The 25567-nt window shown below is 41.3% G+C and carries 22 protein-coding genes and 1 tRNA gene; 10 read left to right on the top strand and 13 right to left on the bottom strand.

All coding sequences use genetic code 11. The features are described 5' to 3' along the window. Positions 1-611 precede the first annotated feature (611 nt). From ACGF49_RS19365 to ACGF49_RS19355, 3 genes are read left to right on the top strand one after another with little or no spacing between them, the layout of a single operon-like run. Entirely contained in the window at positions 612-1283 is a 672-nt protein-coding gene (locus tag ACGF49_RS19365; protein WP_387492351.1) for a helix-turn-helix transcriptional regulator, read from the top strand. Then, positions 1249-1443, top strand: coding sequence for a hypothetical protein (locus ACGF49_RS19360; RefSeq protein ID WP_146748146.1), 195 nt, complete (start codon positions 1249-1251; stop codon positions 1441-1443). The genes ACGF49_RS19365 and ACGF49_RS19360 overlap by 35 nt, the downstream gene beginning before the upstream one ends. 20 nt (positions 1444-1463) lie before the next feature. Continuing rightward, positions 1464-2159 (top strand): helix-turn-helix transcriptional regulator, encoded by a 696-nt coding sequence (locus tag ACGF49_RS19355; RefSeq protein WP_113044367.1) that lies wholly within the window; start codon positions 1464-1466, stop codon positions 2157-2159. Positions 2160-2478: 319 nt separating this feature from the next. Here the strand turns inward: ACGF49_RS19355 and ACGF49_RS19350 are convergent, their stop codons facing one another. The 3 genes from ACGF49_RS19350 to ACGF49_RS19340 are packed head-to-tail and all read right to left on the bottom strand — an operon-like array spanning position 2479 to position 4509. Then, positions 2479-3735 carry a PTS ascorbate transporter subunit IIC gene (locus ACGF49_RS19350; RefSeq protein ID WP_113044366.1) on the bottom strand — a complete coding sequence of 419 codons (1257 nt, stop codon included), beginning with the start codon at positions 3733-3735 and terminating at the stop codon, positions 2479-2481. Positions 3736-3749: 14 nt separating this feature from the next. Continuing rightward, positions 3750-4037, bottom strand: a complete 288-nt coding sequence (locus ACGF49_RS19345) for a PTS sugar transporter subunit IIB (protein ID WP_113044365.1) — start codon at positions 4035-4037, stop codon at positions 3750-3752. A gap of 28 nt (positions 4038-4065) precedes the next feature. Beyond that, complete coding sequence (locus ACGF49_RS19340) at positions 4066-4509, bottom strand: PTS sugar transporter subunit IIA (RefSeq protein ID WP_113044364.1); 444 nt, start codon at positions 4507-4509, stop codon at positions 4066-4068. 307 nt (positions 4510-4816) lie between these two features. On the opposite strand from ACGF49_RS19340, the gene ACGF49_RS19335 reads away from it, so the two are divergent. Then, the gene (locus ACGF49_RS19335; RefSeq protein WP_228902673.1) at positions 4817-5857 is read left to right on the top strand and encodes a LacI family DNA-binding transcriptional regulator; all 1041 of its coding nucleotides are present in this window, start codon (positions 4817-4819) and stop codon (positions 5855-5857) included. A gap of 62 nt (positions 5858-5919) precedes the next feature. Here the strand turns inward: ACGF49_RS19335 and ACGF49_RS19330 are convergent, their stop codons facing one another. The 4 genes from ACGF49_RS19330 to ACGF49_RS19315 all read right to left on the bottom strand — a co-directional run bounded on the left by ACGF49_RS19330 (position 5920) and on the right by ACGF49_RS19315 (position 8449). Continuing rightward, positions 5920-6321, bottom strand: coding sequence for a nuclear transport factor 2 family protein (locus tag ACGF49_RS19330; protein ID WP_113043969.1), 402 nt, complete (start codon positions 6319-6321; stop codon positions 5920-5922). 181 nt (positions 6322-6502) lie between these two features. Next, positions 6503-7558 carry an alkene reductase gene (locus tag ACGF49_RS19325; RefSeq protein WP_113043970.1) on the bottom strand — a complete coding sequence of 352 codons (1056 nt, stop codon included), beginning with the start codon at positions 7556-7558 and terminating at the stop codon, positions 6503-6505. A 395-nt stretch (positions 7559-7953) separates the two neighbouring features. Next, on the bottom strand, positions 7954-8244 hold the full coding sequence (locus ACGF49_RS19320; RefSeq protein ID WP_113043971.1) for a type II toxin-antitoxin system RelE/ParE family toxin: 291 nt from the start codon (positions 8242-8244) through the stop codon (positions 7954-7956). Beyond that, complete coding sequence (locus tag ACGF49_RS19315; protein ID WP_011146234.1) at positions 8213-8449, bottom strand: hypothetical protein; 237 nt, start codon at positions 8447-8449, stop codon at positions 8213-8215. Before ACGF49_RS19315 ends, ACGF49_RS19320 begins: the two co-directional genes overlap by 32 nt. Positions 8450-8762: 313 nt before the next feature. Here ACGF49_RS19315 and ACGF49_RS19310 point away from each other — a divergent pair, with 313 nt between their 5' ends. Both ACGF49_RS19310 and ACGF49_RS19305 read left to right on the top strand, forming a co-directional pair. Next, a complete protein-coding gene (locus ACGF49_RS19310) occupies positions 8763-8885 on the top strand; it encodes a hypothetical protein (RefSeq protein ID WP_271859625.1) in 123 nt (40 codons plus the stop codon). Between the two features lie 101 nt (positions 8886-8986). Then, on the top strand, positions 8987-10708 hold the full coding sequence (locus ACGF49_RS19305) for a phospholipase (protein ID WP_271859624.1): 1722 nt from the start codon (positions 8987-8989) through the stop codon (positions 10706-10708). 194 nt (positions 10709-10902) lie between these two features. On the opposite strand, the gene ACGF49_RS19300 is transcribed toward ACGF49_RS19305, so the two are convergent. Further along, positions 10903-12234 carry a D-serine ammonia-lyase gene (locus ACGF49_RS19300; RefSeq protein WP_387492344.1) on the bottom strand — a complete coding sequence of 444 codons (1332 nt, stop codon included), beginning with the start codon at positions 12232-12234 and terminating at the stop codon, positions 10903-10905. Positions 12235-12651: 417 nt separating this feature from the next. Beyond that, positions 12652-13989 (bottom strand): D-serine transporter DsdX, encoded by a 1338-nt coding sequence (dsdX, locus tag ACGF49_RS19295; protein ID WP_387492341.1) that lies wholly within the window; start codon positions 13987-13989, stop codon positions 12652-12654. A 241-nt stretch (positions 13990-14230) separates the two neighbouring features. On the opposite strand from dsdX, the gene dsdC reads away from it, so the two are divergent. Continuing rightward, on the top strand, positions 14231-15169 hold the full coding sequence (gene dsdC / locus ACGF49_RS19290) for a DNA-binding transcriptional regulator DsdC (protein ID WP_113043975.1): 939 nt from the start codon (positions 14231-14233) through the stop codon (positions 15167-15169). 273 nt (positions 15170-15442) lie between these two features. Continuing rightward, on the top strand, positions 15443-15991 hold the full coding sequence (locus tag ACGF49_RS19285) for an Ail/Lom family outer membrane beta-barrel protein (protein ID WP_113043976.1): 549 nt from the start codon (positions 15443-15445) through the stop codon (positions 15989-15991). 180 nt (positions 15992-16171) lie between these two features. Here ACGF49_RS19285 and ACGF49_RS19280 read toward each other — a convergent pair. Then, a tRNA-Lys gene (locus tag ACGF49_RS19280) sits at positions 16172-16247 on the bottom strand. Between the two features lie 252 nt (positions 16248-16499). On the opposite strand from ACGF49_RS19280, the gene cycA reads away from it, so the two are divergent. Continuing rightward, on the top strand, positions 16500-17906 hold the full coding sequence (gene cycA, locus ACGF49_RS19275; protein WP_387492338.1) for a D-serine/D-alanine/glycine transporter: 1407 nt from the start codon (positions 16500-16502) through the stop codon (positions 17904-17906). A 224-nt stretch (positions 17907-18130) separates the two neighbouring features. On the opposite strand, the gene putP is transcribed toward cycA, so the two are convergent. Then, positions 18131-19615: a sodium/proline symporter PutP gene (putP, locus tag ACGF49_RS19270; protein WP_113043978.1), complete on the bottom strand. Its 1485-nt coding sequence runs from the start codon at positions 19613-19615 to the stop codon at positions 18131-18133. Positions 19616-20101: 486 nt separating this feature from the next. Between putP and putA the strand changes: the two genes are divergently transcribed. Then, entirely contained in the window at positions 20102-24082 is a 3981-nt protein-coding gene (gene putA, locus ACGF49_RS19265) for a trifunctional transcriptional regulator/proline dehydrogenase/L-glutamate gamma-semialdehyde dehydrogenase (protein ID WP_387492335.1), read from the top strand. An 80-nt stretch (positions 24083-24162) separates the two neighbouring features. On the opposite strand, the gene fliZ is transcribed toward putA, so the two are convergent. Next, positions 24163-24675 carry a flagella biosynthesis regulatory protein FliZ gene (gene fliZ / locus ACGF49_RS19260; protein ID WP_011146218.1) on the bottom strand — a complete coding sequence of 171 codons (513 nt, stop codon included), beginning with the start codon at positions 24673-24675 and terminating at the stop codon, positions 24163-24165. Between the two features lie 52 nt (positions 24676-24727). Then, positions 24728-25450 (bottom strand): RNA polymerase sigma factor FliA, encoded by a 723-nt coding sequence (locus ACGF49_RS19255; RefSeq protein ID WP_113043980.1) that lies wholly within the window; start codon positions 25448-25450, stop codon positions 24728-24730. Positions 25451-25567 lie beyond the last annotated feature (117 nt).

Raw genomic sequence — 25567 nt, 5'->3', positions numbered from 1 at the left:
GTGAAGACGTTCAAGTTTGATTTTTTGTTCTGATGTAATAAATATTTTCATAGCGAGGATAATGATCTCCATTTCGGATAAAATCAAGCATCTTCAATGATTACGGGTATATACAATATGATCTCGACAGCCAAGGAAAATAAAAACAGAGAAAGAGATGTTAAGGATTAAATCAAACCTGTATAAAGACAACTTAAATAATTTCAGAACTAAACAATATTAATACTTATATTTTTTTACATAGAGGTATTTTTTACACAGAATAATAAACCATTTAATTAACAGATATGTGTAAAAATCAATAAATTTTATTTCTTTACCAATTAATTATTGCAATCTCTTATATATTCAGGTTATTTTAAGTGTAATCATTAAAAAAACGCTTCAGATAATGATTTAAAGACTCATTAAGGAGTTGTCATGTTAAACAAACAAAATAATATCACTCCGCAATTAGTTTACATGTGGGAAAATAGTCATGATTTTACAAAAATACATCGGCCAAAAACAAAAAGAATATTGTTGTCTTAACGATGTTGATCTCGACACACCAGAAAAATTTTTGCAACAAGAAAGCATTATGTTTTCCTAAATCAAAATATTACACAAATATGACTAGAAAAAATCCAACTATTTCGTTACAAATAATCAACACATTGGAAGTAAGCAATGAACCGTGGGGAATAAAAGATAAATCTTCCTGTTTTCTCTATGGTAATAGTGCATTAATTAAACTCCAAAATATAAATGCCAACTATGATTATGAAGGTAAATATGATAGTGATATTCCCTGGAGGGGCAATGAATTTGCCAAAGATTTTATTACACATGATTTGCAGGTAATAAAAAATAGAGAAAGTATTTTATCATTAGAGACACATGTATTTGGGCGAGATAAAGTTTTATCATCTTATTTCCAGGAAAAATTTCCACTCGATGATGGTAAAGGTGAATGCATCGGTATTCTTTTCCATGCCTGGAAAGTTCAGGATAATTCATTGACTCGGCTATTTCACAGTAAACTACCTACTTCTATTATGTTTCAATCGCCAACTTATCTCCTTACTGAACAAGAATGGGAAGTTGTCTTTCTTTTTCTACAAAAATATAGTAGGAAACAAAGCTGTCAATTACTCAAAATTTCACATAAAACCATAGAGGAATATATAAGAAAGATTTATAATAAATTGAAAGTTAACTCAGACTCACAACTGGAGGAATATTGCCGACTAAATAGTTTTGATCTCTATGCACCAAAAAGGTTCTTATTGTCTTACTTATAAATATCGTCTATTTATTCAAATTTTTTATACCCTATGGATTTCAAGATGGATCGCGACGGCAAGGGAGAGAATCCCCGGGAGCATAGCGAACTATGTGACCGGGGTGAGTGAGTGCAGCCAACAAAGAGGCAACTTGAAAGATAACGGGTATATAAGGTAATAATGTTATAAAGGTCAAATATGAGTCAATCAGGATGTAAAAAAGTCCCTTTTATTACTCCTCAATTAACTAATATGTGGGATAAAAGCTCAGAACCGTGGTTTGTAAAAGATAAGGAGTTCCGCTTTATTTATGCAAATAAAATGTTTATCAAAGCTAATAAGCTACCTGAAAATCTTGATATTATTGGGTATACCGATAAAGAATTACCTTCGCCAGTTAATCAATTCTCTCATCTTTTTGAGGAACATGATCATAAGGTGTTACAGGGTATGCAACGAATATCATCTCTTAGCACTTACCCTCAAGCAAAAAATGAACAAGCCACATCCTATTTCTGTGATAAATATCCGTTAATGGATGAAAATAAACAGTGTATTGGTATAATTGCTCACGCAAGAGAAATACATAATTTTACTGTATCTCATTATATGGAGAACAATATTCCTATATCAATTCGATTTCAACAACCTAACAATATATTAAAAGAGAAAGAATGGATAATCATTTTTTTATTCTGCCGTGGCGTTAGTAATAGATATATCGCTGACGAAATGAAAATTTCATATCGCACTGTGGAAAAATATTTCGAAAGTATCTATGAGAAACTATCAGTTAGCTCAGCAATTGAGTTAAGAACACTTTGCAAAGAGAATAGTTATGATCTTTATATTCCCCCCCAATATCTTCAATCTATAGGCCATATTTTGCTATAAATAATCGATTTCATTATTACATATTTCTCTCTGACCTGTTTAATTAACCTGAATTTTGCTTAAATTTCCCCTAACTGATATATGGATAACAATTTGATAAATCAAAATAAAGGGCTAAAAACGTGACTAAATAATCATTTTTTTGAAAATTTACTTTTCTATTTCTGTTGAAGACTTTATATAAAAAACGATGAAACCAAGAAATTCTCATGAGCACTGACGGGTGCTTTATCATGGTCGAATGGTTTACATCAATATTTTGGCAAGAAACAGGGTGTTTATGACCCTGTTTCAATTCCAAGATCCAGATATTCCACAATCAACGAACAATAATACCTAACAGAATGCCCAATGCGCCAAAGTCAGCATCACTGAATGTCGTGTTAGCAATACCGATATCCCCCAAAACGGGTAACAGAAATACGGGTAAGAAGGTAATCAGAAAGCCTTGAGTAAAAGCCCCGAGAATAGCGCCTCTACGCCCCCCTGTCGCATTACCAAAAACCCCGGCCGCCGCACCAACAAAAAAGTGCGGCACAACGCCGGGAATAATGACCGTCATACCGAGTGCATACAGGACAAACATACCGATAACACCAGCCACAAAACTGCTCAAGAATCCTACCAATACTGCATTAGGAGCGTAAGGAAAGACAACCGGGCAATCTAACGCAGGTTTAGCATTGGGTACCAGTTTGTCAGAGATTCCTTTAAATGCAGGAACAATTTCTGCAATTATCATTCTCACACCTTGCAGAATAATGTATACACCTGCGGCAAAGGTAATAGATTGCATTAGAGAGAACATAAATCCATTTTTCCCACCACTGACTTCCCTCACAAAATCACCGCCAGCAAATAAACAACTGATCATGAAAATAATCGCCATCGTAAAAGAGATGGCAACCGGTGTATCACGCAGAAACAGCAAGCTTTTCGGAACATTCATCTCTTCGGTTGAGTGGGCCTTATTTCCTAGTTTGCTGCCAATAAAACCAGCGAGAACATAGGAAAGCGAGGAAAAATGCCCAATGGCAACGTCGTCAGAACCTGTTATTTTCTTCATATATGGATGGACAATCGCCGGGAAGAAAACCATAGCAACGCCAACAACCACAGAACCAATAGCCACTAGCATCGAGCCTTTGATCCCTGCTGTTGCCAGAATCACCGCGACCATCATGGACATAAATAATGTGTGGTGCCCAGTCAGAAAGATAAATTTCCACGGGGTAAAACGCGCAATCAAAATATTGATCACCATAGCAAAGAACATGATCATGGCCATTTCTTTACCAAAACTCTTTTGCGCAATGGAAACAATTGCTTCGTTGTTTGGTACGACTCCCTGAATACCAAAAGCGTGTTGGAAAATTTCAGCAAAATCCCCCAGTGAAGAGACGACTAATCCAGCACCCGCCCCCAAGATCAAAAACCCCATAATGGTTTTTATGGTACCTTTGATACATTCAGTCACCGGTTTCTTTTGCACGATCAAACCAACAAGCGCGATAACCCCCACCAAAATCGCAGGTTCTGACAGAACATCACTCATCAGAAAATGAAAAAACTCCATGACAACCTCCCCGGTTACAGTGCACCAAGTTCAACTAATGCCACGGACAGACGTACTTTCATTGCCGATTTATCCACCATATTGTCCAGCGCAACAATTTTGCCATCGACTGCCTGAATAACCAGTTGTTCTGCAATATCTTTAGTCCCGACAAAAATGTCGCTTTGAGTTGCTTTTGCTGACCCCAGATCGACGTGATCAACACTGGCATCTATTCCCATCTCTTTCAGAATATTTTTGATGCTCATTTCCATTATCAAGCTGGTACCTAACCCATGTCCGCAAACGACAGTGATTTTCATACTGTTACCCCATAGCAAAAATAACGACTTAATACTTGTTAATCACGGCAAGAATCTCTTCTTTACTTTTGGCACTCATCAGTAATGCAATATCTTGTTGATTATCAAATAGTTCGGCAAGTTTAGCGATCACTTCGATATGGCTGTTGCTATCCGTTGCTGCCAAGACAATCAACAAATTAACCGGATCATTTTCTTCAGAACCAAACTCCACTCCTTTGCTAATCACAGTTAACGCTAAAGCTAATTTGTTGACCCCTTGTTCCGGTCTGGCATGTGGCATAGCAATTCCCGGCCCAACAACATAATAGGGACCAATTACCTCATGCGAACGATAAATAGCATCAATATAACAAGCAGAAATGGCGCCATTTTCCACCAGAGGCTGACAAGCAATCGCAATCGCTTCACGCCAATTTTTAGCATCCGGTATCACTTGGATCACATCTTGGGTGAGTAACGTCTTTAGCATCAATTTCCCCTAATTAAAATCTCATTCCACTCTACCTACTCTCTATCTTCTATCTTCTATCTTCTATCTTCTATCTTCTATCTTCTATCTTCTATCTTCTATCTTCTGCTAGTGATATTAGTCACAAATGATAGCGCTATCTATGATAGTAACTCATAATTGTGATAGCGCTATCATTTGTTATTTGATTAATTCACCAGAAAGCGAAAGTACATCATGGTTTTTTCCTCCACGGCTTGCCTGAGATCAGGTAGAATCCCATCGTCAAATTTATAGCCGCTAATTAAAAAAATAGAAAAATATTTTGATGAAAAAGACACGAAAACGCCGTAATACAGGGCGAGTAACATTACAAGATGTTGCTAAGTATGCCGGTGTCGGTTCAATGACAGTTTCACGCGCATTGAGAACACCAGAAGTGGTATCGGATAAATTGCGAGAAAAAATTGAACACGCTATACAAAAATTGGGATATATCCCAAATGGCGCTGCCGGCGTACTTGCTTCGGGCCAAAGTAATATTATTGCAGTACTTGTGCCCTCACTGACAGATAAAGCTAGTGCTACATTTATACAGTCACTGCAACAAGTGCTGAATAAACATGCCTTTCAAGTTTTACTTGGATGTCATGAATATGACCATAATAAAGAAGCTGAAATTATCATGACATTACTGCAAAGCAATGCAGTCGCATTGGTGATTTTTGGTTCGCTATTGGCAGATAAAACCCACAGCAATATTTCTCATATCAATATTCCCATTATTAATGTTGCAAACTCTCATCAACAGCAGACGGCAATTAATATAGAAACCGATTTTTCCGCGGCTGCCTATACGTTGACTGAACATATGTTGAATAATGGCCGCAAGCATATCGGTTATATTGGCGCCCAAATGGATAGCCGTTTACGCAATCAGCAAATTAATGGCTGGCATAAAGCCATGCTGCATCACTATCAGAATGCTGACCAAAATATCACTACCTCGGATACTGCTAGCATGCAATTTGGTCGCCAGGCAATTACTGAAATGTTATTACGTCAACCTGAACTGGAAGGTGTGATTTGCAGTCACGAAGTGATTGCCCTAGGTGTCATGTTTGAATGTCAGCGGCGTCTACTTAAAATACCCGCTGATTTGGCTGTTGCTTGTCTGGATGGTTCAAATAACTGTGACCACACACAGCCAACACTGACATCAATTCGCATTGATTATCCCCAAATAGGCAGGGACACCGGAAAATTACTGATAAAACTGCTCACTCAACAAGGTGAAGATGAAACAAAACATCAAAACAACCGATATCACCTATTTTCGTATAAGTTCGAGCCTAGACAAAGTGCTTAGTAAAATTGATCACCCTATGCTATTGTTTGGCTCAGTTAATATTGCCGGCATAATAACCGATGTCACCGAATAGCATAATCTGCATGAGCACGCTCAATCTGAAGCGTATCGGCAGTTTGTTGTAATTTAACTAGCCGCCCATCCCGCACTGTCCATATATGAACGAAACGAGAAATGAACCGTTTGCCACGCTTCACCCGTCCCAAATAATTACCCAGAACAATGACATGATCATCTGACTCAAAATATTCAGAACTGTCCACAATAAACTCATCAATATCATTTAAAAACGGCACAAAAAAATTATTTAATATATCCTCAATCCCTTCATAAACCCCACCATACCGAGATCCTTCGGTAACATCCCAAATAATATCGCTCGCCATGATCTGGCGAAGAACATCAATATCACCCATAGAGTCGTAAAAACGACGAACAATAGATACATTTAATGAATCTGACATTATCATTCTCCTTCAAATTATCCTGCAATGAAATATGACCGGCTCTTATAAAATGAGCCAGCCGGATATCTTGGGACGTTCAACCAAAAAGCGCCATTAAAGCTTTAAATTAACATCCCCGAAAAACAATTCGAATATCTTTCATGTTAGGCTATCCACTGCGGGTAAGATATCCCCTTACCTAGGTAAGCACTGGATAATCAGTATAGCCTATAGCACCAGGAACCATAAAAGTTTCCGGTTGTTGTTCATTAAATGGCGCTTTAGCTAAAAACCGGTGAGGTAAGTCTGGATTGGAGATGAATAATTGACCAAAAGCCACTGCATCAGCCCGGCCGTCAGCAAGAACTTGCTCGGCACTTTCTTTAGTAAGTTCCTCGTTAGCAATATAGGTTGACCCAAAAGCCTCTTTTATCACCTTACTTAAGTCACCATCAACCACAGCATCACGTGAGAAGATAAAAGCAATACCTCGTTTACCAAGTTCACGTGCTACATATCCAAACGTCGTCACAGGATTGGAATCCGCCATAGAGTAATGACCACCACGTGGGGACAAATGCATACCAACACGTGTTGATCCCCAAACCGAAATACAAGCGTCTGTCACTTCCAGCAGCAACCGAGCCCGATTTTCGACTGAACCTCCGTACTGATCTGTGCGCAGATTAGCATTATCTTGCAAGAATTGATCGAGCAAATATCCATTGGCACCATGTATTTCTACTCCATCAAACCCTGCCGTTTTCGCATTTTCCGCTCCGCGTCTGAATGCTTCAACAATGCCGGGAATCTCCTCAGACTCAAGCGCCCGAGGAACCACAAAAGGACGTTTTGGGCGTAATAAGCTAACATGACCATCAGCCGCAATTGCACTTGGCGCCACCGGCCGTTCTCCATTAAGGAAAACAGGGTCCGATATCCGCCCCACATGCCAAAGCTGTATAAAAATACGCCCACCAGCAGCATGCACAGCATCCGTGACCAATCGCCAGCCAGCAACTTGCTCATCCGACCAAATACCCGGCGTATTCTCGTAGCCAACTCCCTGTGGGGTTACGGAAGTCGCTTCGCTGATAATCAAACCAGCGGAAGCGCGTTGAGCATAGTATTCCGCCATTAGCGCATTAGGGACACGCCCTTCTCCTTCTGCACGGTTACGTGTCAGAGGAGCCATAATGATGCGATTTGGCAAGTCGAGATCACCAATGCGAATTGGGTCAAAAAGTGTAGGCATATTTTTTCTCTCATATAGATTAATAAATACACTTCGTTGCAAATCATCAATAGCTGCATAGCCAAGTCATACCAGAAACAAACTAATACAACAATGATTTTGCTTGAGAATGATATATACCCTATTGATTTCAAGATGCATCGCGACGGCAAGGGAGTGAATCCCCGGGAGCATAGCAAACTATGTGACCGGGGTGAGCGAGCGCAGCCAACAAAGAGACAACTTGAAAGATAACGGGTATACGCCGCTTGTAGCCTTTGATTTAAGTAAATAGGGGTTTATTGAATGAGTGGTGTAAAAAAGGCCACGCAATACGCAGCCTTGAAACGCGCTTTATTGGATAGAGCCCCTAGCCCCTATCCAATGAGTTTAAAATCTGCTTTTCTGTGTCGCTTTTATTCCTGATAAAAATTTTCATGAGAGCCAAAGTTCAGCAGGTATAACTCTATTTTCTCTTCAACCCAACAGTAACCAAGCAATGTTAACTGGTTATTTAACTGAAATTTATGAACTCGAAGGAAACTTAAATCACCTTTCTTCTGCTCACCGATCTCAGGATTATCAATTATTCTATCAATCTCATCTTCTACTATCGTAAGAAGATCTTCAGATAACTTAGATAATGCCTTAGAGAAACGTCTTGTTTCATAAACTTCAATCTTTGGATCTTTTTGTCCTTCTGACATAACGCGACACCTTACCGCTATTGACTTCGCTTTTTGCCAGTAAAGAATCAAGGATAAAAGAGTACGGCAAATCAGGGTTATCCTCCGCAATGCGGCCAATCTTAGCCCAATGCTCGATTTGCTTAGGTACACTTCTGCTTGAAGCTTCTGCATGAATTTTTACATCATTCACGAAATCATCATCCAAACGTATACTGATAGCCATAGTTTAGTTTACCCCTCTGGGATTTTGTACTACATGCGTTATAAAATGCACGTGTATAAAATGCAACATTTTATCGCATTATGCAATTATTAATTACAATTTCGATATCTCTATTCCCATGATATAAAAGGGAACCTCTCAAAATCCCCCGCTCAACGCAATAAGACACAGCAAGGCCAATTTTATTTTCATTCTCAATAAAATTGGCTTCATTGAATTGTTGATATCGCCTGAATTACGGATCTATACCCTATGGATTTCAAGATGCATCGCGACGGCAAGGGAGTGAATCCCCGGGAGCATAGCAAACTATGTGACCGGGGTGAGTGAGCGCAGCCAACAAAGAGGCAACTTGAAAGATAACGGGTATATGGCTCAGAAAAGTCGATTTATCCCCCCCCCTTTAAAAATGCGAAGTCGGTTCTATCTTTTTTAACTTCCCCCCCTCAAAAATTGATTATGATTATAAATAGCTTGCCTGATGCTGGCAGGCTGTTGGTTGATATGTAAAAAAATTGTTGCTTGGAGGATGTATATATGAATTTATTGGATGGTTTACAAAAAAAACTGGACGGTTACTTTAATAAAACAAGTGAAATCAACTATGTAAAAATATTTGATACTCCCAAAATATGGGGGCTTCCTTTTGGAAAAGAGATAATGCCACAGGCGGTTAAAAGAGCAGCGGAATTTGAAGATGCTATTGTAAGCATTCTGGAAAACATGCGTTATCGCTGCGATATTTCCTCCTTGAATGCCCCGGATGCAGAGTGGAGAAAAGTTATCCTATCAGCTATTGATCGCGCATTTACCAAAAAAATAAACAGGAAGGACAGAACTCAGATAAGGTTCTTATTCGCTCAAACACCGACATCTTTATTAAACGGTGTGAATTCATACTTTGAAGGTACCCCTGAATATCTGGCATTGAAGAATGATATTATTAAATTAATTCAAGAAAGGAGAGATCATTGGGAGTGTATACCTGAAATATGGATTGGTCGGTTTTACAGGATAGTAGACGGACTTAAAGTATCATTAGAGAAGAAAGCGCTGCCAGAAGAAATGTTTCCAGAAGATGATACCAGAATGACATGGAATCATACAAAAATTATCGCAGTTGATGGAATTGAGTCATTTGTCGGGGGCCATAATTTAAATATGGATCTTTTTAAAAATTACCCTCCAGTTCATGATGTCTCTGTTAAAGTTATAGGAACGGCATCATTAAGCTCACAATTATTTTTAAATAACATGTGGGAGGCTGATACAGATCTCTTAACTAAAGAATTCTTTGATATAGATGAAAATAGATGGGTTAATGCAAATGGTATTGTGGGAAAGCCAGCAGATCCATTAAAAAAAGAGCACATTACTGAATATATAGACAGAAAAAAAGAAGAATGCCTAAAAAATCCACCTAAGGACCCAGAATATAAGAAAACAAGCAGGATATTATCCGTAGGTAAATATTGGTCTGGGCCTGATATGCGAACGGATTATAAAAAAGGCTCCGAAATAATGAAAGAGTTTATAATAAAGAATGCAAAGAAAAAAATCCGCATGTCCCAACAGGATCTTGTCAGTGCATGGAAAAAACAATGGAAAGATCATCATGTGTGCCGATGGTTAATCGAAGCATTACTTTCCAACCCCGAACTGGAAGTTCAAATTGTTGTATCGCCACTTGATGCAGCAGCTGGTGCTGCTGGTGATCAATATTCTTTTGGTTCTGGAGCCAAAAGAACGTTTGAAATATTTAAATACTATTTGACACATGATGAGCATACCGATGAGAAGCTGGAAGATCCTGATGGAATCAGGCAAGCCGCATTGAAAAGAATTGAGGTTGCCCCTTTTTTCTTTACAGACAAAGTACCTGAAGATCTTTTGATTGAAGGCACTACATACAAATGGCCAACCCCGGATGAAAATTCTTATACTGCTACGCTAAAAGAACCGTCTCTTGCTGAAAGACCCCCACAGATAGGTGCTATAGGACGCCCATTCCGATCCTTAATTAAAGCAAGTGGTCCGGTATATCCCAAAGTTCCCCCTGCTCCTGGGAATCATGCAAAAGTAACAATAATTGATGATGAACTCTACGTGGTTGGTTCTGATAATCTCTATCCGGGTTATCTTTCGGAGTTCAACTATCTTATTGAGGGAGAAGATGCGGTGAAGGCTTTCATAGAATCCTACTGGGAACCGTTGTGGAAATATTCAGGAACACATTCATTTAATTACAAAAATGTTTGATGTAAGTAACCAGTGTACTGATATATTCCCGCCAACTGCTGGCGGGAATATTACTTGAAAAACATTAAGGAGATGACTTTTCAGAGTAGGAAATCAAATCAACGCGTTTTTCAGTAATAATCTGGAGGCCAGCAAGATATTGAACCTGATAAACCAGATGCTGGCAACCGGATTGCCCCTGTGAAAAAGACCAATTAGATTTTGGCTGTCACCAAATATTTTGTCATTTCATCATCGGGCACCATACCACCGCCGGTTGCCCAAACCAAATGCGTAGCCTGTTTCATCTTTTCTGCTGAAAGGTTCTTATTGTTCAGGTAATCAAGGTTTCCACTCACACGAGCAGGACCCGCCATCCCAACTAACGCCGAAGGCTCTAACCGGATACCTTCATCACGATCCAGTAAGCCCAACAGATTATACATTTCCTGATCTTGAACAGTATAAAATCCATCCAGCAAACGTTCCATCGCTCGCCCAACAAAGCCGGAAGCCCTGCCTACCGCAAGACCATCAGCAGCAGTGATATTGTCGATTCCGATATCCTGCACGCAAATATTGTCATGCAAACCAGTATATACCCCCAACAACATACTGGGAGAATGGGTCGGTTCAGCAAAAATGCAGTGCACATGATCACCAAAAGCCAGTTTCAATCCAAATGCAACACCACCAGGACCGCCACCAACACCACACGGCAAATAAACGAATAGTGGATGATCTTCATCAACCACAATATTCATCTGCTCAAACTGCGCCTTTACCCGTCCACCTGCGACAGAATATCCCAGAAACAACGTTTGGGAGTTTTCATCGTCAATAAAGAAACAGTTAGGAGTAGATTCAGCTTCTTTACGCCCTCTGGCCACGGCTACCCCATAATCTAGCTCATGTTCCACGACATTGACCCCATGTGAACGTAGCTTTTGCTTCTTCCATTCACGAGCATCGGCAGACATATGTACGCTGACATTAAAGCCCAATTTTGCACTGACAATACCAATGGACAGCCCCAAATTGCCGGTAGAACCTACAGCAATGCTGTATTGATTAAAGAACTGTCTAAACTCTTCTGAAAACAGTTTGCTGTAATCATCGTTTTCAGCAAGCAACCCCGCCTGTAATGCCAATTTTTCCGCGTGAGTTAACACTTCATAAATTCCACCACGGGCTTTAATCGAACCGGAAATGGGCAAATGGCTGTCTTTTTTAAGCAAAATGTTCCCTGTGATACCCACACCATAATGTTGCTCCAGTGTTTTTTGCATCGTAGGTATAGCCACTATTTCTGATTCAATAATGCCATGTGTGACGGCTGTTTCTGGGAAAGCTTTACATAAATAAGACGCAAAACGATCCAAGCGTGCTTCAGCATCCTCAACATCATCAGCGCCCAAACCGACAAAAGGCAATCCCTCTTTCAAGGTGGTATTACAAGGGTTAAACCAGAAAATTTCCTCTAATTCCATCAAATTTTTTACTAACGGATGTTCATTTAGTAATTGTTGAATTTCAGTACCTTTCATATATGTATTAACCTAAAATAAGTGTTTCCCTGGTATATACCCGTCATCTTTCAAGTTGCCTCTTTGTTGGCTGCGCTCGCTCACCCCGGTCACATCGTTATCTATGCTCCCGGGGATTCACCCCCTTGCCGCCGCGATGCATCTTGAAATCCTATAGGGTATATAAAAACAACTCTTGCTTTTTTGATTATTAGAATTTCTTATTATATTTACTGCAACTTCCTACAAATATCAGCACATCATACTTTATTTTTTCTCTTCCCCTTATTTTGATTACTACCTTAATGTTTATCTTGTTTATTATTTTAGATATAAATTTGCCTATTTTATAGGCTTCCCTGGTATTGACACTTCGCACTTCTTATTCTTATTTTTCAAGCTGAACGGTTACTTCTTTCCATTACATAATGGTAGCCATTACACGATGGTAGAAAGAAGAAACGTCCCAGCCAACGCAACCACAGAAGCAATAAATGTTGCGGTTGTATAATACTTAAAAGTTTCACTGAGCGTTGTTCCGCAATATTGCTTAACCAACCAAAACAGTGAATCAGTCACAATAGTACAGCCGATAGCACCAGAACCAATAGCCAATGTAATGATTTCAGGGCTAATATCTGGATATAGCGGCAGCATAGGCGAAACAATCGCTGTTGCCCCCATCATTGCGACTGTTGCTGAACCAACCGCCGCATGCAAAATAATGGCAACCAACCAAGACAAAAGAATTGGGTGCATATCCAGATTCGACAAAATAACGGCCAACGTATCACTAAGGCCACTGACTTTTAAAATACTATTAAATGCTCCGCCCGCGCCGATAATTAATAAAATATTGGCGATAGAAGAGAAACAATCTTCCGTTTTCGTCAACAGCGTACTCATTCCCATATTTTGCTTGATGCCCAAGGTGTAATAGGCAACAAACGCGGCAATGAACATGGCTGTAATAGGATTACCAATAAATTCCAATACCGTATAAAGCGTGGTACTTTTTTCCATATTTAATTCAGCGGCCGTTTTAGCCAACATTAACCCAATTGGCAATAACACAGTAAACAATGTCATGCCTAAAGAGGGTAAATTTTCTTCTTTACGAACTGCAATTTCAGAAAATTCAGCCGGAACCGATTTAAAAGGCAGACGGCTACCGAGAAGTTTCTGAAATAATGGACCACCCACCAAAGCGGCAAACAGGCCAACTATCAGCCCATAAATAATCACCGAGCCAATATCCGCACCCAGTTTATTCGTCACAAATAATGCAGCCGGGTGTGGAGGAATAATACAGTGAACCGCCATCAACGCTGTACATAATGGGATCGCTAATTTCAGCAGTGACGTATTGGTTTTCCTGGCAATAGAAAATGCCAGTGGAATTAACAATACCACCCCGACTTCAACAAACAGCGTAATACCACAAACCAAACCAATCAGTACCATAATGATATCAGGTGACAGCCATCGGCATTTTTGCAATGTGATACCAATCCGCTCTGCCGCGCCGGATATCTCCATCATCTTACCAAGAATGGTCCCCAGACCAATCACTACGGCTAAAAAACCTAACGTATCCCCGATTCCTCCTTGAATGGCGCTCACCATTTCAACAGGGTTCATTCCCATTAAGGCACCAACATAAAAACTGGCTAACAATAGAGCAAGAAAAGGGTGAATCTTTAATTTAATTATCGTAAATACAATTAACACAATACTTGTGAGTAACGTACCAATCACCCAAGGTTGTGAATCCACTTAATCATTCCCCACAGTTAACCTTTGTTCGTCACACGAATTTTCATTATTGAATATGAATATTCAATTTTTGACAAATGATTAATACATAGCCATGCATGAATCAGATTGAGCCAATTCAGTGATACCGATCAAAATTTTCACTTTATTTGCGATTTAAATCACTAAAACTATCTGAAACATACCGCCTTAATGATACGGTTATATTATCCGTCGTCGATGAACTAGAAACACGATAAATATGTACACAGATGATAATTTCATGGTTGTAAATAAGTTACTCAATGGAAGCCAGTTATCAAAGCTGCATACATTTGAGATAGCCGCTCGTCACGGCTCTTTTGTTCTGGCTGCTGACGAATTAGCTATCACTGCCAGTGCGGTCAGCCATCGAATCAGTTCTCTGGAACAAGAGTTAGGATTCAAACTGTTCCAACGTTTTCACAGAAAAATTGAATTAACTTGTGAAGGAAAGCGTTTATTTTGGACAATTAAATCAACGCTGGAACACCTAAATCAGGAAATTCTGGAAATAAAAAATCAGGAGTTATCGGGTAACCTGACTATTTACTCCCGCCCAACCTTTACTCAATGCTGGCTAGTGCCTAAATTAGCTGATTTTAATCAGCTCTATCCATCCATTAACCTGAACATCTTAGTCGGTAATGAAAATGTGAATTTCCGTGGTTATGGTATCGATCTTGCGATCTATTTTGATGATATTATATCCAACGAATTATCACATCAATATCTGATGAGTGAGTATATTACCCCGGTCTGTAGCCCACAGTATGCCGAACAACATAATTTAATGGGAAATATTGATAATCTACGATACTGCACACTATTGCATGATAAACAAGCATGGAGCTACGATTCTGATACCAAAGAGTGGAATACTTGGGCAGAACACTTTAGCATTACACTGGAGCCATCACAAAAGTGTATTGTCTTTGATCGTTCTGATTTAGCTGCCGTTGCTGCAATACACCATGCAGGTGTTGCAATGGGAAGAAAAAATATGATTTGGGAAAAAATTGAAAACAATGAATTAGTCGCCCCCTTTCCCAACACTGAAGTATTATGTCAACAATATTACTATACCTGTACCCTGCCTCAACAACAGAATGAGAAAGTCAATGCCTTTATCCAATGGCTAAAATCAACTATAGACAAATAAAAATATAGCCAACCATTAACGGATATAACAAACCTGCTCTATTTTAAGTGGCGACAGTTAGTCGCCACAGAATTTAACAACGGAGTTTATTTGTCGCTATTTCTATCCTTAAAAAGTCAGTAATAATGTAATGATTTGAAAATAACATCTAAATTTAATCAAAAAATATATACTCATGGTGTAAGTTATGATACTCATCACAACTGCTAGTAAGCAAATCGTTTAAATGCATTATAAAGTCGTTTATTTTAGAAGTATATAGAGTGTAATGAAATGCAAAAATTGTTATTAAGCTGTGGAGTTATCTTTTCTGTATCTGCGATAGCTTTACCTGCTCAAGCAGAACAACATACAGCCTCAATCGGATACGCCTATGTGAAACCACAAGATGTAAGTGCACTAAATGGTGCAACATTGAGTTACCGATATGAGCTTGATGATCAATGGGGGCTATTATCATCATTTACCTTTGCTAAAGGAAATGAAAAAGAAACAAAATATTACACAAGGGATGACTTAAAGTACTATTCTTTAATGATTGGCCCAACCTATAGAATTAATGACTATATTAGTTTATATGGGCAACTCGGGCTATCCAGAATAAATGATAAATCTACTGCCCACTATAGTGGTGGATATATCGAGAAAGAATCAACAAGCAAAAATACTTTAGGTTGGGGAACGGGTTTTATTATCAACCCAACTACCAATACCTCAATTACCGCTGGTTATGAAGGTAGCCGTTTTAGTATTAAAGACGGAAATGAGAAAGATCATTTATCTACTAATGGTTTTAATATAACTGTCGGCTATCGTTTCTAATTTAATTAATGAGCAATGTATCATCACCAGGGTTGAATATTCCACAAAATTGACAATCTTGGTGATTTATCGAAATAATCTTAACTCAATTCTGCATGCCAGAAAGCCTGACCATCACTTAAGAAAGCTTATCAACAATGAGTAGCCGCCGGTAATTAACGCATTTGATTGGCCTTAACTTGGTGGGTTGTCGGGGGCTCGAACCCCGGACCAATTGATTAAGAGTCAACTGCTCTGTCGACTGAGCTAACAACCCAATATGAGCAATTATTCCCCGATACAAAGCTAGCGTCAATATATTATGGCTATTTTTTTCTAAAAGAATAATTCACATTCAATTCCAACAGCATTGACAAGTTAAATTGCAACCAATTTGTTTTTAAAGTGAGATCAGACTGTTATTACTATAGTAATCTGTGTCACAATCTTTTTCGCAAACATCATCATATATAAGGCCACTTAAAGAGCCGTAACAATTTACCTAAGAAAATATTGGATACTATATACTATGGCAGAAAATATACACACTTCACTTTCCGCTAAAACCGGGGAAACGCAGTTGCAACGTAATCTAAGCAACCGGCATATACAACTTATCGCTATTGGCGGCGCCATCGGCACGGGTCTGTTTATGGGATCAGGGAAAACAATCTCTCTCGCCGGACCATCGATCATATTCGTTTATATGATTATCGGTTTCATGCTGTTCTTCGTGATGCGCGCAATGGGTGAACTATTGCTTTCAAACCTGAATTATAAATCATTCAGTGATTTCTCCGCCGATTTGCTCGGGCCCTGGGCAGGTTTTTTCGTCGGCTGGACTTATTGGTTTTGTTGGGTCATTACCGGTATCGCCGATGTAGTCGCAATCACTTCCTATATCAGCTATTGGCAACCAGATTTTCCACAATGGCTTACTTCCCTACTCTGTGTTTCACTGCTGCTCTCCCTTAATCTGGCTACAGTGAAATTATTCGGGGAAATGGAATTCTGGTTCGCTATGATAAAAATCGTTGCCATTATCGCTTTAATCGTGACAGGCGCTGTTCTGATTGGCATGCATTTTCAATCTCCAGCCGGTCATACCGCTTCACTGGCAAATATATGGAATGATGGTGGATTCTTTCCCAAAGGGTTAAGTGGATTTTTTGCCGGATTTCAGATAGCTATATTTGCCTTTGTGGGCATTGAATTAGTAGGCACCGCGGCCGCAGAAACTAAAGATCCAATGAAATCGCTACCCAGAGCCATTAATGCCATCCCGATTCGTATTATCACCTTCTACGTGCTGGCGCTGATAATTATTATGTCAGTCACACCGTGGCGTTCAATCATTGCAGATAAAAGTCCTTTTGTTGAGCTGTTTGTTCTAATCGGTTTACCCGCTGCCGCCAGTATCGTGAACTTTGTGGTATTAACCTCCGCCGCCTCTTCAGCAAACAGTGGGGTTTTCTCCACCAGCCGCATGCTATTTGGATTAGCAAAAGAAGGCGATGCACCACAGCAATTCAGCCGCCTTTCACGCCGTTCTGTGCCTGCATCAGGGTTAATCTTCACCTGTTTATGTTTATCCTGTGGTGTGGTGCTGATTTATTTAATTCCTGATGTTATGCATGTATTTACCCTAGTCACTACTGTTTCAGCCATTCTGTTTATGTTTATTTGGAGCATGATCCTATGCTCATATTTGGTTTACCGGAAACGTCGCCCAGCATTACACAAGGCTTCAATCTATAAAATGCCATTAGGTATTATCATGTCATGGGTCTGTCTGGCATTTTTTGCATTTGTTCTGATATTACTCACTTTACGGGATGATACCCGCCAGGCATTAATCATCACGCCTGTTTGGTTTCTGGTCTTAATTATCGGTTTTCAAATTGTAAAAAAACGTAGAACACGTTTGTACAGCTAACTTATTCAACTCCTTAATATCTATATACCCGTCATCTTTCAAGTTGCCTCTTTGTTGGCTGCACTCGCTCACCCCGGTCGCATAGTTTGCTATGCTCCCGGGGATTCACTCCCTTGCCGTCGCGATGCATCTTGAAATCAATAGGGTATATGACCTAGTGGTCTGGTGAAGGCATTTCGCCTTCACACTTTTTTTACCTTTATTGCAATTTACCTTATTTCAACTCATTTAGTCTTATATTGCGCCTCAGCATCAATAAAACGCTGTTGCGCTGCGCTGCTCGGCGCTTTACCCAACAGACTCACAATCACGATCGCAATAGAAGCTAAGATAAAGCCAGGAATAATCTCATACAACGCAAACCACTGGTATTTCATCCACACCAATACCGTGACGGCCCCCACCAACATCCCCGCTAATGCGCCATTACGTGTCATACGTTTCCAGATAACAGAAATCAGTATGACCGGGCCGAACGCAGCACCAAATCCAGCCCATGCATTACTGACCAGAGCCAGTACTTTATTGTCCGGGTTGGTTGCTATCACCATCGCGATGACCGCCACCAGCAGCACCATGAAACGCCCCACCCACACTAACTCTTTCTGGCTGGCAGATTTACGGATAAAGGGTTTGTAAAGATCTTCCGTCAAAGCACTTGCACATACCAGCAACTGGCAGCTTAAGGTACTCATCACCGCGGCCAGAATAGCAGAGAGTAAAATACCCGCTATCCACGGATTAAACAGAATAACCGCCAATTCCATAAAGATACGCTCACGGTTAGCTATGACCGGGCCAGACAGTTCAGGATGCACCTCAAAATAAGCAATACCAAAGAAACCGACAGCAATAGTGCCCGCCAAACATAACACCATCCAGGTCATACTGATACGACGAGCCTTGCGGATAGTGTGATGGGAGTCTGCCGCCATAAAACGCGCCAGAATATGTGGCTGACCAAAATAACCTAACCCCCAACCCAACAGCGAGATAATGGCAATAAAATTCAACCCTTTGAACATATCCATATAAGCCGGGCTTTTTGCGGCTATCAGAGCCAGAGAGGTATCAATGCCACCCACAGAGAAAATAACGATGACCGGCGTCAAGATAAGCGCAAAGATCATTAATGTGGCCTGAACCGTATCAGTCCAACTGACCGCCAAGAAGCCGCCAAGGAAAGTATAGGCAATTGTTGCTGCGGCACCGAGCCACATGGCCTTCTGATAACTGATACCAAACGTACTTTCAAATAATAATCCTCCGGCAACCACGCCAGAAGCACAATAGATAGTGAAGAATATCAGAATAACCAGCGCAGAAATAATACGTAGAATTTTGCTACTATCGTCAAAACGACCGGTGAAATAATCCGGCAATGTTAGCGCATTATTATTGACTTCCGTCTGGATACGTAGCCTGCCTGCCACCAATTTCCAGTTCAGGTAAGCACCTAAAGCAAGACCAATGGCTATCCAGCTTTCTGAAATCCCCACAAAATAGACTACGCCAGGTAAGCCCATTAATAACCAGCCACTCATATCCGAAGCACCGGCAGACAAAGCCGTTACCACGCTACCTAGTCGCCTTCCTCCCAAGATATAGTCATCAAAATTTTTGGTTGAACGATAAGCCAAAAAACCTATCAACAACATTCCAGTAATGTAGACAATAAAGGTGATTAGCATTGGTGTATTTACTGTCATGCAAGTTCTCCATAGTGTTATCTGTGTTTTGCAAATCCGCAGTTCTCCCGGGTACACAGAGTTTTCCCTGCCAGGTTCAGGAACGTTGCACCTGATTGCACCTAAAGATGGACCATAATTCTAAATTGAAATAATTATTTTTGTAACCAATTAGAAAGTTACAGTGAATCCTAGATTAGCATCAGGTAATTTAACAACTAATTAACGTCATTTTTTACAAAAAACGTTTACTGAATCACATTTATTTGATTTTAAAATTATACTTTTTAACCATTTTAGGGTCATACGCCTATATTAACTACAAAATGTTAAACCAATATATATCAATCAAATAAAGTCACAAAAATAAATATATCCACATAATTATAATAACTAGATTAATTTCACAAAAATAAAACAAGCGATTCTCATAAGGTTGCACAAAGTTGCAACATGTCAGATATTATCATGCAATTTTAGATAAACCTTACCTATTAAGGAGCAAAGATGGGTAGTACAACAATGGGCGTGAAGCTTGATGAAGCAACGCGCGATCGCATTAAAGCTGCGGCACAACGGATCGACCGCACTCCACATTGGCTAATTAAACAAGCTATTTTTAATTATCTTGAACGTCTTGAAAACGATGAACAGATCGCTGAACTCTCTGCTAATCAGGATATTAAAGAAGAGAAGGTAATCGCAGAAGAAACGGTAACAGATTCGTCTCATCAACCTTTCCTCGACTTCGCAGAACATATCCTGCCTCAATCAGTAAAACGTTCCGCAATTACTGCGGCCTATCGCCTGCCAGAAACACAGGCAGTTCCCATGCTGCTACAACAGGCGCAATTGCCAGAAGATCAAGCACAAGCGACTCATCAGCTGGCTTACAGCATTGCAGAAAAATTGCGTAACCAGAAAAACAGCATGGGTCGTTCAGGTCTGGTTCAAGGGTTATTGCAGGAATTCTCACTTTCATCTCAGGAAGGCGTTGCGCTAATGTGTCTTGCGGAAGCCCTGCTCCGTATTCCTGATAAAGCCACTCGCGACGCGCTGATCCGCGACAAAATCAGTAACGGCAACTGGCATTCTCACCTAGGCCAAAGTTCGTCCATGTTTGTCAATGCAGCAACCTGGGGGCTACTGTTTACCGGCAAACTGGTTTCTACCCACAACGAAGCCAAACTCTCCAATTCACTGAATCGCATTATCAGTAAGAGCGGCGAACCATTAGTGCGTAAAGGCGTAGATATGGCAATGCGCCTGATGGGTGAACAGTTTGTGACCGGAGAAACCATCGCCCAAGCGCTGGCAAGTGCACGTAAGCTGGAAGAAAAAGGGTTCCGTTACTCCTACGACATGCTAGGTGAAGCCGCTTTAACTGAGGAAGATGCTCAGCATTATATGGTTTCCTACCAACAAGCCATTCATGCTATCGGGAAAGCATCTAACGGCCGCGGCATTTATGAAGGACCTGGAATTTCCATTAAGCTTTCTGCCCTGCACCCGCGTTATAGCCGTGCTCAATATGAGCGCGTCATGAATGAGCTATATCCACGCCTGCTTTCTCTGACATTACAAGCTCGCCAATATGATATTGGTATCAATATTGATGCCGAAGAAGCAGATCGCCTGGAAATTTCTCTCGATCTGTTGGAAAAGCTCTGTTTTGAACCGCAACTGGCTGGCTGGAATGGCATTGGTTTCGTTATTCAGGCTTATCAGAAGCGCTGCCCCTTTGTTATCGATACAGTTATTGACTTAGCACAGCGCAGCCGCCGCCGATTAATGGTCCGACTGGTAAAAGGCGCTTACTGGGATAGCGAAATTAAACATGCTCAAATCGACGGGCTGGAAGGTTACCCAGTTTACACCCGCAAAGTTTATACTGACGTTTCTTATCTGGCTTGCGCCCGCAAGCTGTTGTCAGTACCCAATCTGGTTTATCCTCAATTCGCTACTCATAACGCCCATACTTTAGCTGCCGTTTATCATATGGCAGGCCAAAACTATTATCCCGGTCAATATGAATTTCAATGCCTGCATGGCATGGGAGAACCCTTGTATGAACAAGTGGTCGGGAAAATCGCTGATGGTAAATTAAACCGCCCATGTCGTATTTATGCGCCAGTAGGCACTCACGAAACACTGTTGGCTTATCTGGTCCGCCGTCTGCTGGAAAACGGTGCTAACACCTCCTTCGTCAACCGTATCGCCGATACCACATTACCACTGGATGAACTGGTTGCCGATCCGGTGAAAAAGGTTCAGAAGCTGGCCGAAACCGAAGGCCAAATCGGTCTTCCACATCCGAAAATTCCTCTGCCTCACAATCTGTATGGCAAAGATCGCGCAAACTCAGCCGGTCTGGATCTTGCCAACGAACATCGTCTGGCTTCTCTTTCCAGTGCACTATTAAGTTCTGCTACCGAAGAGCAATATAGCGAGCCACTACTGGGCGGCAATTATCACCATCAAGGTGAGTTACCGGCCGCTAAACCGGTTATTAACCCAGCGGCCCCTTCGGATATTGTCGGCCATGTTCGTGAAACAACTGAACAGGAAGTCGGTCATGCGCTGGATGTCGCAACAGAAGCCGGCGCAATCTGGTTTGCGACGCCACCATCAGAACGGGCCGCTATTCTGGTTCGTGCGGCGGAATTGATGGAAAATCAGATGCAACCGCTATTAGGTATTTTGGTTCGGGAAGCCGGCAAAACCTTTAATAATGCGATTGCTGAGGTACGCGAAGCGGTCGATTTCCTCCATTATTACGCAGGACAGGTTCGCCATGATTTCGCTAATGATACGCATCGCCCACTGGGGCCAGTTGTCTGTATCAGCCCGTGGAACTTCCCATTAGCCATTTTTACCGGACAGATAGCGGCTGCATTGGCTGCCGGCAACAGCGTATTAGCAAAACCTGCGGAACAGACCCCATTAATTGCGGCAACAGCGGTCAAAATACTGCATCAAGCAGGTATTCCCCACGATGCATTGCAATTATTACCCGGCCAAGGTGAAACCATTGGTTCTCTTCTGGTGGGTGATGAGAGAGTACGAGGCGTGATGTTTACTGGCTCCACTGAAGTGGCCGGCCTATTACAACGTAATATTGCCGGACGACTTGATGCACAAGGGCGCCCAACCCCTCTGGTTGCCGAAACTGGTGGTCTGAACGCCATGATTATCGACTCTTCCGCACTGACCGAACAAGTTGTTACTGATGTGATCGCCTCTGCTTTTGACAGTGCAGGTCAACGTTGCTCTGCCTTGCGTATCCTTTGTATTCAAGATGATGTAGCAGAACGCACCATTACTATGCTGAAAGGCGCCATGTCTGAATGCCGGATGGGTAATCCTGAGCGCCTGTCTACCGATATCGGCCCGGTCATTGATGCGGAAGCCAAAGCCAGCATTGATCGTCATATTCAAGCAATGCGTACCAAAGGGCTCACGATTTATCAGGCAGCACAAGATAATGTGGTTGACAATCAAGAGTGGGATCAAGGCACTTTCGTTAAACCGACACTGATTGAACTGGAAAGCTTTGATGAATTGAAACAGGAGATTTTCGGCCCAGTTCTGCATGTTGTTCGTTTTAAACGTAACGAGCTGGATAAATTGCTGGATCAAATTAATAGCTCCAACTATGGCCTGACTCTGGGTGTCCATACTCGTATTGACGAAACGATTGCACAAGTTACCGCTAAGGCGAAAGTCGGTAATCTATATGTTAACCGCAACATGGTAGGCGCTGTTGTTGGCGTACAGCCATTCGGTGGTGAAGGCTTGTCTGGTACCGGACCGAAAGCAGGCGGCCCACTCTACCTATACCGTCTGCTCTCTTGCCGTCCTCAAAATGCGATCAACCAAACGTTGGAACGTCAGGATGCTGAATATCCACTGGATGCCAATGTCCGTTCAGCGCTAATGGCTCCCTTTGATGCATTAACAGAATGGGCAGCCAATCAGCATAACGAAGAGCTAAATCAGTTAGTTCAACAATATAAATTGCTGGCACAAGGTGGCACCACCCGCCTGTTGCCGGGGCCGACGGGTGAACGCAATACTTATACCCTGTTACCTCGTGGTCAGGTGTTGTGCCTGGCGGATAATCAACAAGATACATTCATTCAACTGGCAGCAACACTGTCTGTAGGCTGTCAGTTGCTATGGCAAAATGATGAATTACATCAGCAACTGTTTCGTCAATTACCAGATAGCGTCCGTAAATCAATCAACTTGGTTCAGGACTGGCAAAGTGAAGATACGGCATTCGAAGCGGTTATTTACCACGGTGACTCTGATCAACTGCGTCAAGTTTGCGAACACGTCGCGCAACGTAAAGGCGTTATCATTTCCGTACAAGGTTTTGCCCGTGGAGAAACTAATTTGCTGTTAGAACGTCTGCTACATGAACGCTCACTGAGCATTAATACCGCGGCGGCGGGGGGTAATGCCAGTCTGATGACTATCGGTTAATTTCTGTTATAGCTAAGGGGAACATATCAAACATGTGTTCCCCCAAAATTAATCATCTCTTTGCTGTTTATATTTCCAGCTTAGTGACCGCCCTGTTGCCAGCTCAAATACTGTTCATACTTGCGCAAGGCAATGTTGTAGTTACTGAATGCCGACTGTGACAGCTTCTCACTCAGTTTTTCCTGAATTTTCTCTGTTGTGAACTCTTTTACAGGGTAATTGCTTGAAGTGAGCAATTCATCCAAACGTCGTAAACGAACCACATACTCACGAACAGTACTATGACTCATTTCAGTCTGTTCAAACAGGTACTGTTTGAAAGACATGATGTCAAAATAATCTGTCTCGCTATTGCAATAAATCTCACTGCAAAAACGACATAACGCGACAAATTTATCTTGCAGCTCATCCCAAGTCTTGTCATCAATCAACTCCGTCATCTCGGAGATGGACTCTTTGTTGATCACTTGGCCATTAAAAACCAAAGAGATACGGTCAAGAGCTTTGTGACAATGCAAGCAATGAGTTTGACTATGTTTGTAGTCTTTAATGTAACGGCTGAGCGGCCGTTTCTTTTGTGTTGTAACAGACATAAGAGATAAGCCCTGTGTGTAGTCTTAAACAAAAAACAAATAAGCAAAAAAGTTACTTTTCCGGATTTAAGCGTGCCCGCAAGCGTTTAATCGCCTGGCTGTGTAGCTGACTTATACGGGACTCCCCGACTTCAAGTACTGCGCCAATCTCTTTCAGATTAAGTTCTTCCTGATAATACAGCGTCAGAACCATTTTTTCTCGCTCAGGTAACGAATCGATAGCCTCAATTACCCGTTGACGAACGTCACTCTCCAGCAATTGTTGTAAGGGATTAGTTTCATGCCCTTCTCCAATGGCAGGTTCACAGCTTTCACCATGAATTTCATGCCATTCGTCATACGAAAACAACTGACTGTTATTCGTATCTAACAGTATCTGCCGATATTCTATCAGATCAATCTTTAATTCTTTAGCAACTTCCTGCTCACTGGCTGGACGGCCTAAGTCTTGCTCAAGTTTACGGATGATGTGCGTCACTTCGCGCGCATTACGACGCACGCTACGCGGAGCCCAATCGCGGCTCCTTAACTCATCCAACATTGCACCTCTGATGCGTTGTACCGCATAAGTGGTAAACGCGGTTCCTTGTAAGGAATCAAAACGTTCCACCGCATTTAGTAAGCCGATTCCCCCGGCCTGAAGTAGATCATCCAGCTCCACACACGCGGGTAACCTAACTTGTAGCCTTAACGCTTCATGGCGAACTAATGGTACGTAGCGCTTCCAGAGGCTGTTTTTGTCCATCACGCCTTCGGCGGTATACAAATCGCTCACAACAACAGACACCTTTGGAAAAAGAGACTAACCATCATTATCCAATCCCCTAACAAGGGCAATCGTTTGAACAATGTAGTAAAAACACTTCTTTTTCACCTATGCGAAATTTATTGT

Origin of the sequence: Photorhabdus sp. RM96S (assembly GCF_042879335.1) — a bacterium.
Taxonomy (GTDB): Bacteria; Pseudomonadota; Gammaproteobacteria; order Enterobacterales; family Enterobacteriaceae; genus Photorhabdus; species Photorhabdus kayaii.
Note: the sequence above shows the minus strand (reverse complement) of the source record. Positions and strands in the feature narration are given on the sequence as shown.